The organism is Butyrivibrio fibrisolvens (assembly GCF_023206215.1).
GTDB classification, from domain to species: domain Bacteria; phylum Bacillota; class Clostridia; order Lachnospirales; family Lachnospiraceae; genus Butyrivibrio; species Butyrivibrio fibrisolvens_C.
In genome coordinates this window covers 2,615,898-2,632,166 of the sequence record NZ_CP065800.1, presented here as the reverse complement: position 1 = coordinate 2,632,166, position 16,269 = coordinate 2,615,898, and the positions used below count along the sequence as shown (strand labels likewise).

The 16,269-nt window shown below is 41.3% G+C and carries 9 protein-coding genes; all 9 read right to left on the bottom strand.

The features are described from left to right. Window positions 1–2: 2 nt before the first annotated feature. Window positions 3–2,396 carry a DNA mismatch repair endonuclease MutL gene (gene mutL / locus I7804_RS10835; RefSeq protein WP_248403409.1) on the bottom strand — a complete coding sequence of 798 codons (2,394 nt, stop codon included), beginning with the start codon at window positions 2,394–2,396 and terminating at the stop codon, window positions 3–5. Between the two features lie 79 nt (window positions 2,397–2,475). Continuing rightward, complete coding sequence (gene mutS / locus I7804_RS10830) at window positions 2,476–5,133, bottom strand: DNA mismatch repair protein MutS (RefSeq protein ID WP_248405965.1); 2,658 nt, start codon at window positions 5,131–5,133, stop codon at window positions 2,476–2,478. A 159-nt stretch (window positions 5,134–5,292) separates the two neighbouring features. Then, a complete protein-coding gene (gene miaB, locus I7804_RS10825) occupies window positions 5,293–6,738 on the bottom strand; it encodes a tRNA (N6-isopentenyl adenosine(37)-C2)-methylthiotransferase MiaB (protein ID WP_248405964.1) in 1,446 nt (481 codons plus the stop codon). 125 nt (window positions 6,739–6,863) lie between these two features. Further along, window positions 6,864–8,105 carry a peptidase T gene (gene pepT, locus I7804_RS19285; RefSeq protein ID WP_027204119.1) on the bottom strand — a complete coding sequence of 414 codons (1,242 nt, stop codon included), beginning with the start codon at window positions 8,103–8,105 and terminating at the stop codon, window positions 6,864–6,866. Window positions 8,106–9,165: 1,060 nt separating this feature from the next. Beyond that, window positions 9,166–9,726: a DUF5662 family protein gene (locus I7804_RS10815; protein WP_027205752.1), complete on the bottom strand. Its 561-nt coding sequence runs from the start codon at window positions 9,724–9,726 to the stop codon at window positions 9,166–9,168. Between the two features lie 94 nt (window positions 9,727–9,820). Continuing rightward, window positions 9,821–11,833 carry a hypothetical protein gene (locus tag I7804_RS10810; RefSeq protein ID WP_248403407.1) on the bottom strand — a complete coding sequence of 671 codons (2,013 nt, stop codon included), beginning with the start codon at window positions 11,831–11,833 and terminating at the stop codon, window positions 9,821–9,823. Between the two features lie 188 nt (window positions 11,834–12,021). Further along, complete coding sequence (locus I7804_RS10805; RefSeq protein WP_051211805.1) at window positions 12,022–12,381, bottom strand: DUF1292 domain-containing protein; 360 nt, start codon at window positions 12,379–12,381, stop codon at window positions 12,022–12,024. A gap of 183 nt (window positions 12,382–12,564) precedes the next feature. Beyond that, window positions 12,565–14,094, bottom strand: coding sequence for a DUF4832 domain-containing protein (locus I7804_RS10800; RefSeq protein ID WP_248403405.1), 1,530 nt, complete (start codon window positions 14,092–14,094; stop codon window positions 12,565–12,567). A gap of 193 nt (window positions 14,095–14,287) precedes the next feature. Continuing rightward, window positions 14,288–16,168 carry an ATP-dependent helicase gene (locus I7804_RS10795; protein WP_248403403.1) on the bottom strand — a complete coding sequence of 627 codons (1,881 nt, stop codon included), beginning with the start codon at window positions 16,166–16,168 and terminating at the stop codon, window positions 14,288–14,290. Window positions 16,169–16,269 lie beyond the last annotated feature (101 nt).

The window sequence follows — 16,269 nt, the reverse complement described above, 5'->3', positions numbered from 1 at the left end:
CTTTAATCTATTATTCTCTTAAATCTCTTCTCGATCTCATACTTACTCATAGAGATGATCGTAGGTCTTCCGTGCGGGCAGTTATAAGGATTATCCAGGGTCAGAAGCTCATCGATCAGTTCTTCCATCTCTTCTACAGACATCCTGGTATTGCCCTTGACAGAAGCCTTGCAGGCCATACTGGCAATCTTATAATAGATTACGTCAGGTTCTCTGTGACCTGAATCATGTGTCAGCTCGTCAAGGATCTGCATGAACATCTCCCTTGCGTTGGTACACCCAAACAGATCCTGTGGTACCGCACGCATTGCATACTCCTTGCCTCCGAATTCATCTATCTGAAAGCCAAGATTTTCGAAGTATTCTCTGAAGGACAGGAACATCTCCTCCTCCTGAGAGCTAAAGGTCATGATAACAGGTGGCTCCATAAGCTGTGATGTCATGGTTTTATTCTTAAATCTGGCCATCATGCGTTCGAAATTGACCTTCTCATGAGCTGCATGCTGATCTACCATGTAGATCTTGTCCTTGAACTCAAGGATCCAGTATGTATCAAAGATCTGACCTACTATGTGATACTGACGTCTATTTTCTTTAGTCAGCATCTTGGTATCAAAAAGTTCCATCTGTACAGGCTTTTCGATAATGGTGGTCTCAGACTTTTTGATTATAGGTGATTCATAATCTTCCGGCTTTTTGACAGGGTCTCCTAAGATTTTATGAACCAGATTCTCATTGGACTTGATCTGCTCAGGATTCTCTGTATTATGAGTCGACCAGATAGGATTTTTATCATTATCTGTAACTCTGACAGGAACCTTTGCAACATCACTTATATATACAGGCTTTATATCTTCCTTGTGAAGTTTCTCATACCTTGAAGCTTCAAAAGGCTCTACATGATTTTGACGCACATCCTTGTCTGATGCAGAAGTGCTTTTTTCTTCCAGATTTGCAGATGCATCCTTGTCATCTGATGAAGCAGGCGCTACAGCCAAATCCTCATCCGAGTCATCAATAAAAGTCACAAGGTTTTTGGACTTTTTGGGCGTAGATGCCGGATCCTCACGACTCTCATTCATGAAGATATTAGCACCTATCTGTTTGCCGTTTTGTGAAAACTCGCCATGAAAGCTCCCTGTCATAGTACCGGCCAAAACACCCTGATCTTTATCTCTAGGAGTATCCTGTTTTCCTTGATCTTTTTGTCCTTGATCATCTTGAACCTGAACTACCTGACTTTGAACTTTGCTATTTTGAACTTCATGTCCTTGAGCTTCACATTCTTGAAGATCATGTACCCCGGCCTCTTGTCTCATTGCTTCCAGTCTCTTGGCCTTGGCTTTGGCTTCAAGTGCTGCAGCCCTCAGATCTTCCTGCTCATCGCGAAGAGCTTCCGGAATCATCTCGTGGGACTTTAATACCTGCTCTACATTGATCCTTATGAATTCAAAAAGAGTGTGCTGATTCTGGAACTTAACCTCCATCTTGGATGGATGAACATTGACATCGATAAGATCAGGATCCATCACTATATGAAGTACACAAAAAGGGAACTTGTGCTGCATCAGATACTGCTTGTAACCTTCTTCTATCGCCAGTGATATCATACGATCCTTAATATATCTTCCATTGACAAAAAAGTTCTCAAAGCCTCTGTTAGATCGGTTAAGAGTCGGTTCTCCAAGATAGCCTTCAAGCTGTATTCCGTCCGCCTCACACTTTATCGGAACAAGAGCCATGGACACATCTCTTCCATAGATCCTGTAGATAAGTTCCTTAAGATCACCGTTGCCGGATGTATGGAAGCGGTCATCTTTATTATTGATAAAGTGAAAAGATACATCAGGATTGTCCATAGCAAGATGCTCTATAAGATCCGCCACATAACTTCCTTCTGTCCTTGGAGACTTTAAAAATTTCTTCCTGGCAGGAGTATTATAAAAAAGGTTACGAACTATGATCGTAGTTCCGTTTGGTGCACCGACTTCTTCAAGCTCGCCTTCTTCGCCTCCATTTACTGTATAACGGATTCCGGTAAGGCTGTCTGCTGTCTTTGTGACCATTTCGACCTGAGCTATGGCAGATATGCTTGAAAGAGCTTCACCTCTAAAGCCGAGCGTTCTAAGGCTAAAAAGATCTCCGATATTTGAAAGCTTACTGGTAGCATGCCTAAGGAAAGCCTTTTTGACTTCACTTCTTTCTATTCCGCTGCCATTATCAGTAATTCTGATAAGGTCGATACCACCGCCCTGAATCTCAACAGTTATGGCTTTGGCACCTGCGTCCATGGCATTTTCCACAAGCTCTTTGACTACACTTGAAGGCCTTTCTACAACCTCACCTGCAGCTATCTGATCTATGGTATTTTTATCAAGTATATTAATCTGCGCCATATAGCCCTCCTTCTACATATGCCCCCAAAACAAAACGATGACTTGTTCGACTTCCATATGATCCCGAATCGTTAAGATTTTAGCTCACATTGCCCTTCCAGCGATTCTTGAGATCATTTTGAAGTTTATATAGTGTATTTAGTGCATCCATAGGTGTCATATTGGTGATGTCGATCTCCTCAAGCTCCTTTAGGATATCTTCATCACTAACACTCGCAAACAGTGACATCTGATTAAGGTCAACCTGATCATAGTGCTTGGGAGCAGACTTTTTAGATGTTTTATCATCTGTATATGCTGCAATCTCCTGAACCTTCTCAGTTATATCGCTGTCCACAAGCTCAGCGCATATCTGTTTGGCTCTGTCAGTTACCATGGCAGGGATTCCTGCAAGTCTGGCAACCTCAATACCATAACTCTTGTCAGCACCGCCCTTTATTATCTTTCGAAGGAATACTATGTCATCACCTTTTTCCTTGACAGCAATACAATAGTTCCTGACAGAATCAATCTTACCTTCCAACTCTGTAAGTTCATGATAGTGAGTTGCAAACAAAGTCTTGGCTCCAAGATACTTCCTGTTTGCAATGTGCTCTATAACAGCCCATGCAATGGATAGTCCGTCATAAGTTGATGTTCCTCGTCCTATCTCATCCAGAATGAGAAGGCTCTTACTAGTGGCATTTCTAAGGATATTGGCAACCTCATTCATCTCAACCATAAATGTTGACTGGCCGCTTCCAAGATCATCACTTGCTCCTACTCTTGTAAATATCCTGTCAACTATACCTATTTCAGCACTTGTAGCAGGTACAAAACTTCCTATCTGTGCCATCAGTACTATAAGAGCAGTCTGTCTCATATAAGTGGACTTACCTGCCATGTTGGGACCTGTGATGATAGATATAAGGTGCTTCTTGTTATCAAGGAATGTATCATTGGATATGAAAAGATCTGTTCGATCCATCATAGCCTCTACAACAGGATGTCTTCCTTCCTTGATACGGATAGTTCCATTCTCAGACAGAAGCGGTTTAACATAATGATTTCTTTCAGCAACATAAGAAAGAGAAGCATATACATCAAGCGCTGCTATAGCCTTGGCTGTACGCTGTATCCTCTGTATCTGTGCGCACACACTGTCTCTTACCTCACAGAAAACATCGTACTCAAGTCCGTTTAATTTATCTTCTGCATTAAGGATAGTGTCCTCAAGCTCTTTGAGCTCAGGTGTTGTATAACGCTCGCAGTTGGCAAGAGTCTGTTTTCTTGTAAAAGTATCAGGCACCAGATCCTTAAAGGAGTTTGTAACTTCAAAGGCATAACCGAACACGTTACTGTACTTGATACGAAGGTTCTTGATACCTGTTTCTTCTTTGACCTTGGATTCAAGCTCGGCAAGCCACTGTTTACCATTGGAACGGGCCTGCCTGAAATGATCTATATCACTGTTATATCCGTCTTTGATCATACCGCCTTCTCTAATAGTAAGAGGAGGCTCTTCCACTATAGCTGAGTCTATAAGCTCATATATATCCCTAAGCTCATCGATCTCACTATAGATCCTGTCAAGTTCCTTATTGCCCTTCATATCTTCAAGAGCTATACGTATAGCTGGAAGCATTCTTATAGAATTTCTGAAGGACAGAAGGTCACGAGGGTTAGCTGTCTTATAGCTTATACGGCTCATTATCCTTTCAAGGTCATAGACAGGAGACAGATATTCTCTTATTTCATCCCTGGATACAGCATTGCCACAAAGGGCGTCAACAGCATCCTGTCTTGCCTTCATCTCTTCGATATCTATAAGAGGCTGCTCTATGAAGCTTCGAAGCATTCTGGCACCCATAGCAGTCTTAGTCTTATCAAGTACCCAGAGAAGCGTTCCTCTTTTTTGCTTGTCACGAAGAGTCTCTGTAAGCTCTAAGTTACGTCTTGTGGATGTATCAAGGAGCATATACTTACTTGTAAGGTATGGAGATATATGAGTTATATTGGACAGATCAGACTTGGCCATCTCCAAAAGATACTGGATCATAGCGCCTGCAGCAATTGTTCCAACCTTGAAATCATCTATTCCAAGTCCAATAAGCGAATTTACGTGGAACTGCTTCATTATAGCTTTATGTCCTGCATCCTCGTCAAAATATCTGGCATCAAGAGGATAAATAGTGATACCCATCCTGCTCTTTAAATCTTCAAGACTGACTCCGCTCATAACAAAAGCTTCGTTACAGATGATCTCCGAAGGCTGATACTTTGCGATCTCATCAAGAACGCTTCTTATCTTACCTGCTTCTGTCAGATAGAAATCACCTGTTGATACGTCACAGATAGCTATTCCTGTAACATCACAGCCATAGTACAGGCACATTATGTAGTTGTTCTGAGTCTCTTCAAGAGACTGGGCATCTATATTGGTTCCGGGAGTTACAACTCTTATAACATCTCTTTTGACAATGCCTTTGGCCTGTTTAGGGTCTTCTACCTGCTCGCAGATAGCAACTTTGTGTCCGTTCTTAACAAGTCTTGTAAGATAAGAATCAACCGCATGATAAGGTATTCCGCACATGGGAGCTCTTTCAGGAAGACCGCAGGCCTTACCTGTAAGTGTGAGCTCAAGCTCCCTGCTGACTATCTCAGCATCTTCAAAGAACATCTCATAGAAGTCTCCCAGTCTGTAAAAAAGAAGGCATCCGGGATTCTCCTCTTTTGTCTTTAGATAGTGCTGCATCATAGGTGAAACTTTGGTAATATCGGGTTTTGATGCAAATTTTTCGCTTGTCCCCGTTGTTACTACTTTTGTATCCAAAAGTACTCCTCCGTTTATTGTTACTTATTGCATATTTTTAATACTAATACTATACAAAATGATCAGATACTCTTTTGTAATATTTTAGATCATATGTCCTATGAAATAAAATCCCTTGCATTCATCAAGATGTACGTCAACAAACTGACCGATCAGTTCCTCTCCGCCCTTGAAGTGAACCAGAGTGTTATTGGACATACGGCCCGTTACAAGAGTTTCGTCCTGCTCATTGAGTGACTCAACAAGGACTCTTTGATCAGTATCATTAAAGCGCGCTGACTGAGCATGCGCTGTTTCCTGTACAACCTTTAAGAGCCTGTCAAAGTTATGCTTTACTTCCTCATCAGAAAGCTTTGTTTCAAATGTAGCTGCAGGAGTACCTGTACGCTTTGAATAGATGAAAGTAAATGCGTTGTCATACTTTACCTGCTTGACTATATCAATTGTATCATCTACATCTTCATTGGTTTCACCAGGGAAGCCTACGATGATATCTGTAGTGATTGCAGCATCAGGGATCTCACGCCTTATTCTTAAAGCGAGTTCAAGATACTGCTCCCTTGTATACTTTCTGTTCATCCTTCTAAGGATCTCTGTACTTCCTGACTGAAGAGGCAGATGGATATGCCTTGCGACTTTAGGATTATTCTTGATCACATCTATAAGATCCTGTGACAGATCCTTGGGATGTGGTGTCATGAACCTGACTCTCTCGATACCCTCAACTTTGCACACTTCTTCAAGGAGCTTGGCAAAAGATATCTTCTTATCTTCAGGAAGTCCTGTTCCGTAAGAGTTAACATTCTGGCCAAGAAGCATAACCTCCTTAACGCCGTCTGCTGCAAGCCTTTCAACTTCTCTTACGATATCCTTGGGGTCTCTGCTTCTCTCACGTCCTCTTACATAAGGAACTATGCAATAAGTGCAGAAATTGTCGCATCCAAATGTGATATTAACGCCTGATTTAAACGGATACTTTCTTGCAACAGGAAGGTCTTCAACTATTTCATTGGTCTCTTTCCAGATATCTATGATCATCCTGTCAGATTCAAACATAGAGCACAAAAGTTCTGCAAACTTAAACAGATTATGTGTACCGAATATAAGATCAACCTGACGATAGCTCTTCCTAATCTTATCAACGGCAACCTGCTCCTGCATCATGCAGCCGCAGACACCTATCCTCATGTGAGGATTCTTTTTCTTAAGACTTCCTGCATATCCAAGACGGCCATATACACGCTGATCAGCATTGTCACGAACTGTACATGTATTGTAGATCACGAATTCGGCCTTCTCAGATTCAGTCTCTTCATAGCCTACAGCCTTCAAAACTCCGAGGATCTTCTCTGAGTCACGGGCATTCATCTGGCATCCAAAAGCAACACTGCAGGCACGTGGCCTTCTGCCAATCTCCTTAGCAAGCTCGTCCACATAACGTCTTGCTTTTTTGATAAAATAGTACTGTCTCTGGGGCTCAGCCTCCGGCGCCTTGCCATCAAGATCTGCTGCCTCAATGAGCGCTTCCATCTTGTCATCAACTTCGTATATATTACTGCCCTCTATTGATACTGCACCCTTTGCATCAGCATCCTTAACAGGTTCAATATTCTGGTTTAGATCATTAACTATGTTTAAATCTTTATTCATTACTATTATCCTTTATAACTACCATAAATCTGTGCGAGATTCTCAAGGATCTCTACAGTCTTGTACATCTCCTGTACTGAAGCGTACTCATACTTGCCATGATAATTGTAACCACCTGTGCACAGGTTAGGACATGGCAAACCTTTAAATGACAACATAGCTCCGTCTGTACCACCTCTTATAGGATTCTCAATGCTTGTAACTCCTGCCTGTTCCATTGCTTTACGGGCATTGTCTATAAGATGCATATGCGGTTTCAGCTTCTCGATCATGTTGTAGTAGCTATCTTCCATTGTCAGCTCTACTGTGCCGGCGCCATACTTGTCATTAAGGAATTTTACGATTTTTTCTACAAGCTTTTTGCGCTCAGTAAATTTCTTCTTGTCATGATCACGGATGATGTAATAAGCTACAGCCTTCTCACAGGTTCCCTTCATGAGCGTGAGATGGAAGAAACCTTCTTTTTTCTCAGTATACATAGGATTATCAAACTGAGGTAGCATTGACTGGAACTCGTAAGCGATAAGTGATGCGTTGAGCATCTTGCCCTTGGCATCGCCAGGGTGTACGCTTCTTCCGTGGATTATAAGCTCAACCTCAGCAGCATTGAAGCACTCATACTCAAGTTCTCCAAGCTTGCCACCATCAACTGTATATGCGAAGTCTGCACCAAATCTCTTTAGATCAAAAAACTTAGTACCTTCTCCAATCTCTTCATCAGGAGTAAAACCAATTCTGATCTTGCCATGTTTTATCTCCGGATGGCTAAGAAGATAAGCTGCCATTGTCATGATCTCAGATATTCCGGCCTTATCATCAGCTCCAAGAAGAGTTGTTCCGTCTGTAACAATAAGATCTTCACCCTTATGGTTCAGAAGTTCAGGGAATGTCTTTGGTGACAGAACTATCTTAGCACCGGTCTCAGGATCGCTCTCATTAAGAACTACATCCTTGCCATCATACTTCTCAACTATTCTTGCTTTAACATCCTTGCCACTGCAGGCATCAGATGTATCCATATGACTTATAAAACCAAGAACAGGTGCTTTTTTCCTGCCAAGTGTAGAAGGAATAGTTGCATATACATAGCAGTGCTCTTTATCATAATACACATCACTTGCGCCTATTGTTTCAAGTTCGCTCACAAGAGCCTTGGCAAGTTCATGCTGAGAAGGCGTAGAAGGTGATGCGCCGCTTCTTTCATCAGACTGAGTATCAAACTTAACATATCTAAGAAATCTGTCAATGACTGTCTCTTCACTGACTTTAACATTTTTAGCTTTAGTAGCTGTTTTTGTAGTAGCCGCCTTTGAAGCAGTCTTCTTGGTAGCTGTTTTTGTTTTCTTTACTGCCATTTCTTTATTCTCCGTTTTATTATCATTTTTATTATTATCTTTTTTCATAATAGTCTTTAGGTTACTGCCTTTTGAACTATTAACTTTTGAACTATTAATTTTGGGACTATTATCCTTTTGGCTATTATCTTTCGAGCTATCAACTTTCCTATAAAGATAAGCCCTTTTTCTCATCCCGCACCTTTCGATAAGGCCGAGCTGTTCTAAGACTTTTATAGCTGTGCCAAAATACTTGCCACGGTATCTTACAAGTTTTTGAAACTCCTTGATAGTAAACTCATCTGTAAGTTCATCCGGAAGGAATCTATTATACCCCTCCTTGCCCTTGATCACAATCTCATCAAGAAGGTTAAGAGGTATCCTGTCATAGCGGTGCGAACCTTTCTTGTGGTCTTTGCTCCAACCATCAAGAAGTCTGTACTCTTCCAGTTCAAGGCATGTCAGGATCAGCGTAAATCCCGGATGATCCAGATATTTCCTGATACTGTACAGATCTCTGAAAACTTTATAAAGATTAAAACATCCTCTGGGAGCATTCCTTTTAGTAAGTTCACCCGTTTCAGGATCTATCCAGCACATCCACTTCCTGTAAGGGATGGGATACACCACAGTGACTTTATATTTTGGCAAAAAAGCTTCAAGCTTTGGTACAAGGTGAGTAAAATTCCCATTTTGAATCTCGACTATCTTATCTTCATAGCAGATATCCGCAACAAAGTCTCCGACTCTTATCTCCTTAGCATCATCAGATGGAGCATAGAAATCCTTGACAATGCTGTGAAGAGTCTTTTCCTGCAAAATACCAATAGAATTTCTTTCATAACTTCGACCAAGGAACTTATCTATGGACTTTTTAAAAAGATCATTTGTGTCATTACCTGTCATGCCATTCCCTATGGGTCATAAGTTCACATCGGGATATATAGGATCTTATCCATATGCCTTTTGACTCTTACTTCTTTTTATTTTTTAAGAACACATTCTTAATATATGCAAAAGTCTCTTCCTCGCCCTTATCTGCAAGCATGTGAAGGAAGAATTCAAGCTTCTCTATAGTGTAAGGATGCATAGGTGTAGGTGTCTGCTTAACTGTCAGATAATAGTTAAGCGGATCTGCGGATGTATAAGCATCCTTCCTATAGGTACGGCTTGCTGCTACCCTGTCAGCTATCATCTCTGCTATATATCTGTCAGGCATCTTGCCCGGAAGCACCCCAAAAGGAGAACTTGAATCCTTGGAACTAAAATCTATCCAGTATTCATAGTGATGCTTGTTCCTGCCCTTATGATGAAGCCAGGCAAGTGACAAGCCGTTAACTTCCCTTTCACTGGCATTAGGAGATCTGTCTCCCTGATAATACCTGCATCCTTGAAGGAACTCAGTAGGTGAATACTTGGACAGGTCATGAGTAAGCCCCTGCCAGTAAAGTCCCATTTTGAAACAGTTACGGCGAACCTTCCATCTATGTTTTGTTATAGTCTTAAAATGTCCGATCGCATTCTTAAGTTCAATCTTTGGCTGTCTGCCTCCCGGGCCGAGCTTAACCTCTCTTCCTACAGGAAAAGTATATGATGATGGCTTTATGTTATCTGCCTGGCCGGATGTATCACTTGTCCCTTGAAGGGGCATCTGCTGATTGTTTGTTTGCTGCATTTGTTGCATAGGATATGTTTCTACCGGTTCTCTCCGGTTCTCCTTTTGAAATAAAAATACTTACGCTTCTGGATAACAGTGTAGCTTTGGACTGGTCCTTTAATGTTCTGCCTCTTTTAGGAGTGCTGTAATCCGCCTCCGAATCAGCGGTATCACATAAAAGCTGCCATTCACACCCTTTAGGAAGCTCCGGAAGTGAGAACTCTTTATCTTCCCAGTGCATATTGTAAGCTACATATACAAACGAATGTTCCTGACCTTTGCCGCAGTACAGGCCGCAGTACAGCATACCTATAGTATGACTGTATGCTGAAAGGTCAGGTCTCCAGGCCTGTGTTCCATGATATGAAAAATCAGGATAACCGACAGCCTTATAATCCATAAGCCTGTATGGCACAGCTGATCTGAACACTTCATACTTGTTTCTAAGACCTGTAAGGAATCTGGTGAAATCCACAAGGTCCTTATGCTTTGCAAAGTTCTTCCATTCGATCCAGCCTATATTATTGTCCTGACAGTAAGGATTGTTATTACCTGCCTGTGAATTGCAAAACTCATCTCCGCCAAAGAGCATAGGCGTTCCCTGAGACAGAAAGAGCATCACAAGCGCATTTTTGATCTGCCTTGCGCGAAGGAGCATTATATCTTTTCTTCTGCTCCTTCCTTCCACTCCGCAGTTCCAGCTTACATTATCATCTATACCATCAGTATTGTTCTCACCATTGGCTTCGTTGTATTTATGATCATAGGTCACAAGATCTGCAAGTCTTGCTCCGTCGTAGTTACATATATAATGAACCGCGCCGCCTGCTGTTCCGGTCTCCTGTGACAGGTTAAGGAACGACTGAATGATATTATCATCACCTTTAAGGAAATGACGAGCTGTATATTCAAAATCATCCTTGTACGAAGCAAGATTCCTCTTAGACGGCTCGCGACTTACACCTCCGTACAGATGCCAGTAATCAAAACCATAATCAAATATCTTGATATCTGATAAAAGAGGATCCTGGGACAGCATGGTTGAACTTACATCTTTGCCCTTAATATGGACGCCGTCAATATGGTACTCGCTAACCCAGTACCTCAGAATCTCCTGCATATTCTGATGAGTAAGACCTTCTGCAAAATAGGTCTGAACGATAACTTCGATGCCGGCTCTGTGGAATTCTCTTACCATGTCTTTGAATTCTTCAGAAGGATCATTGCCTTTGACAGCATACGCACTTCTGACTGCATAAGGGAACCCTGGTTCAAATCCCCAGAGATTGACCAGTCTGTCTGAATCAGAAGCTTCCTTAAGGAACCCTGCCTCACTTACCATGGCTCTATCCTTGGTCATATCACGATGAACAGGGGCATGCATAAGCTCAAGACCTCTTCTTGATAAAACACTTGGCTGTTCATATACCGGCATAAGCTCTATAGCTGTAACTCCAAGAGACTTGAGATACTCAATCTTTCGCACAAGTCCAAGAAATGTTCCTCTGTGCCTTACAGGAACACCGGTGTCCAGCATTGTATAACCACGCACATTTACAAGATATATAAAGCTCTTGTCAAAAGGGGTATGAGGCCTTTTGTCATTGCCCCAGTCATAATCATCATCTGATATTATGCTGAAGATCTCGTCCTCTTTTTTGTAAACACCAAACTCTTCAAGCCCTTGGATCCTGGTGCTTAAAGGGTCTGCATATCTGTTGCCGCCGCTCATAAGCTGGTAAGCCCCAAATGCCAAGGCGCCACCGATAATTCTCACACTATACAAGGATCCGTGCCTGTACTGGTCTGTAAGTGGAACTATCTGCGGCTTTGCAGTATCTATTACTCCATCAGTACAAGGATATAAAATGATTCCGCAGCCTGTTTCATTAATAAAAGTACCACTGAAAATAAGATCCTGCCCCTTTGTATACATTCCAAGGGGATAAGGTTTTGCTTTCAGCAGTTTAAGTGATTGTGTCATAATCCTCCTAAGTGTCTGATGGATCGCAGGACTAACCTGATCGTAATTCATCTTATTTCAGCTTATCTTAATCTAGCTCATAATTATTCCAACATAGTATACCACAAAAATCCCGTCAGGTATGCTTCATATAAAAGCTAAGTTCAAAAAAGCCGCCCGGATAACCCGGACGGCCAATATTACCGCATTTATGATCTTATAGCTTCGCCATTGTCATCGAGATCGACAAGCTCATCAAATTCCGCTTCATCAAGATACTCATCAAAAGCTTCGGACACTTTCTCGTACTCTGCATCATCACTGATGTATCCAAGTTCAGCGTCGTCTGATCCGTTGTTTATGTATCTGTAGAACCACACATTACCGTCTGTATTCTGACCATTCTTATCAAGCGGAAGGAGTACAATGTAATCCTTTTCACTAACTGTAAGGATGATCATCGTAGCGCATGTAACTTTTCTGCCATCATCAAGATCCAGATCTACTGTGATTTCTTCGCCATTCTCTATTCTCTGATTAATTTTCATGGCTATGTCTGAAAACAGCATAAATGCACCTCCTTATCCCTATTTATACCAAAACCAATATCCTAAAAATTTAAGACTATTGACCATGATAGTCGCGCAAAATAACCCTGTAAGTCACTGCCGATGTATATTCATCATATCATACATAGAGAAAAAAAGACATAGAATTATTAATATTAATTGTATAGAAAGCTGTCAAAAATTTCATTTCAAGATCGTCATATACCCTGATCTTTCAGCATTTGTGGCAATATAGACAGCCGGCTGCTGCGTCTGCGGATCCTCAATTCCCAAAAGTATCTGATAGGTCGAAAGAGAATCAAAACTGACCGGCATAGTCGTCATCACATAGGTTGACTCACCGCCACAGAGTTTTGTAAGGTCTATATCAACTTTATATTTTTCTATATTACCCATCTCATCCTTTAGATATAGATACACAGGATAGTCCCAATAAATAGGAGCCAGCGCTTCATTAGAGATTCTAAGTCCTATAACACTCTGCGTATCATCACCGCCATATTCCATAGTAGTAACGGCATATCTGTAACCCAGCATCTTCATGATATCATCGCACCTAAACCATGCAGCGCCGGATAGATCTTCTCTTTCAGGAACTTTAGGTCCTATAAAGGTCATATGGCTATCACTTATAAGGGAGCTTGTAGTCGCATACTGACTTATCAGCATATCTTCCATAGGGATAGAGCTTGTAAATTCGCCTCCTACAGGAGCAGTTTTCCATATATCAGGTACAGCGATAAGAGCGTCTTCTTCTCCTGTCTGTTCATATACGCCGCCTTCGTTTATCCAGGTAAGCCACTCGCTGGTATCTTTGTAAGATCCTGTCATATCATTAAAAACGCCTCCGCCTTCAGGAAGCTCTTCAAAAGGTCTTCTCATAAGGAGCTTAGCATCAGGGAATGCGTCTTCATAAGCCTTGACATATATGGTTCTTGTATCCGCATCAGGTATCACAGGAAGACCATCATCTTCATCAATGTTAATATGCCATTCTCCCCAATGTCCCAGACTTCCAAGCTCCACATATCTTACGAATGAATCCCTGGAAAAATACTCTCCAAGTGCCTTTAACGCTTCGTTATGGGCAGCTATAAAGTCTTCATTGCTATAATCGGGACAATATCCCTTGCCATAGGACATATCATACTTTTTACCATCCTTGGTCATCTTATAGACCCAGTCCGGTATATCCATGTGATCTTCATCAGAAGGGACATCACAAACAAAACGGAGAACTGCATTCTTACCTGCATTTCTCCATTCCTGAAGATGATTGTCCGTTTCTATTTTTTCAAAGTCATATATACCTTGTTCCGGTTCAAACTCGGCCCAGGTGACTTCAATATAGACAAGCCTTACCTTGTCCATGTTAACATCAGTGCCTTCATCACTGTCTGCATTAGGGGCAAAGCCCATCAGCGGATTGTATAGCACTTCATCAGACAATTCATACTCTATAGTAATTGTATTGTCATACATAGAAGCAACAGTTACTGTCTCTTCCTCAGAACTTTCGGAAGTCTCTGTATCCGCAACATTCGCCTCTTCGGGCTCCTCTTCTTCTTTTTCAAACAACTGGGTAATGGACCCTTTGATAGCATCTATGTCTATAACGATGCCCAGATCCTTGCCAAATAGCATGATAAAAACGAAAATAGTCAGAATAATCAACACGATAAGAATAATATTTGTAATTATATCTTTGATCATAGTTGCACCCTTGCCACGGCTTCCTGCCTAAGGCCCAATCAACATCCTTGTATCCTGCGGCGAAAGAAGCTCCGGTTCATCAGCTCATTTGTAATAAAGGCATGATGAACAGGTGACAACTGCAACTTCCGCTAAGTAGTATATCGGTGTTATCGCCAATATTCTGAAGTAGATATATTTTAATTTTGTAACTCTACTTAAATAAGTCCATAATAGGTCTTAGAAACCTGGACGGCATTCGGGGATTGTCTTCATCACCTTTTATATAGCTTAGGTACAGGCGCTTTTTGGCTCTAGTCATGCCTACATAGAGCATACGGCGCTCCTCCTCGATCTGATGCGGCATGACAGACTTCCTGTTAGGTATGGATCCTTCACACAAGCTCGGAAGATACACCGTATCGAACTCAAGTCCTTTAGATGCATGCATCGTCATTATCTTTACACCCTTATTACTTTTTCCTTTTCTATTTTGTCTCTCCTTCTGTGCCCTTACTATATCTTCATCTGCTTTTTGCAGAAACTCACTGGCATCCGGATAAGCGAAGGCATCCTGCATGAGCTTATCAAAGATATCATTCAATCTGTCTGTATCGCTTTTGGACTTATCCTTTAGAAGAAATTTCAATACTCCCATCTCATTCATGATATATTTAAGTGAAAGCGCTGATCTCATACGTTCTACAAGAGCAAGTTGTCTGAAGAGCTTAGACACTGTCTCCCTCATAGAAGGATTGGCTCTGTAGTAGTCAAGAAGGTCTCTTTCTATAACATTTTCATGTCTGACCGCATCTCTTTTGATATATCTAAGAGGACAATTCATTATGGCAAAAAAATCTGCGCGCTTATGCCCATTAACCGCATATTTAAGATAAGAAAGAATAGTCTTTACACAAGGATCCTCATAGATACTAATAGCAGCCGATGAGGATACATATGGAATCCCCCTTGATGATAGTTCCAGCGCTATCATCTCGCTTTCAAGATTGGTTCTATATAATACGGCAGTGTTATCATAATCGCCGTCAGCTTCTATATTGTCTGCTATAGCCTTGGTCTCACTTTTGGCATTATCATATACAAAGCCCTTGCAAAGGCCATGATTGTCATCACTTGCGCTCTCCTGAGACTTATCAAAACGAACCTTGTTCTGACTTATGATAAGTCCTGAATTTTTGATTATTTCGCTTCCAGATCTGTAGTTAATCCCAAGAGTTATAAGCTTTGTATCTTCATAGACTTCTCTAAACTCCTGCATTATCTCAGGCCTTGACCCCCTAAATCCGTATATAGACTGGTCATCATCGCCTACCACGAATATGTTCCGGTGCTGCCTTACAAGAAGCCTTATGACACTTTCCTGAAGCCTGTTGATATCCTGATACTCGTCGATAAGAACATATCTAAAGCTCTTTTGCCATTTTGTCAGAATGTCAGGGCTACAAGCGAGCATCCTGTAGCACTCCAGGATCATATCCTCAAAGTCGATAAAACCAAGATCACTGCAGCTTTGTATATAGCTATTGTATATTTCTTCAAAAAAGTCGCAGTAAGGAACGTCCCTATTACATTCCGAAGGACTACAGTTATCATTCTTGATCCTTGCTATTTCCGACAGGATGCCGGCATAATCATCTGCTGATAAAGCTGCATAATCCTCTTTTTGTCTTATTTCATCCTTATGACTTTTTATTATCTTTAAAAGGCACTCTTTTATTATTTTGTTCTTATCTCTTGAAGTTAGTAAATTCGGGTGATATCCCGGTTTGGACAGGCATAACATATGATAGAAAAGAGAATGAAATGTTCCAAAGTGGACTTCAGGATATTGTCTGGATGTTTCTTTAAAGAAGCGATGCTGCATCTCAAGTGCAGCTGCCTTAGTAAATGTGATGACTAAAATAGAATCTGGACTGACGCCTGCCTGCTCTATCAGGAACTTGATACGTCCTGATATAACAAAGGTTTTACCGCTCCCAGGACCTGCCAGGACCATGGCCGGACCGTTTATATGCGTTATCGCGTCGATCTGAGCGGGATTGCCGGTCACCACAGTTTGACCTGCAAATGACATTATTTTCCTCCATAAAACTTTTTTACTTGTTTTAATTTCTTGATGAACTTAGAACATATAATTTCTTGAATCCTGATGGGATATTATTAACTGGTCAGATT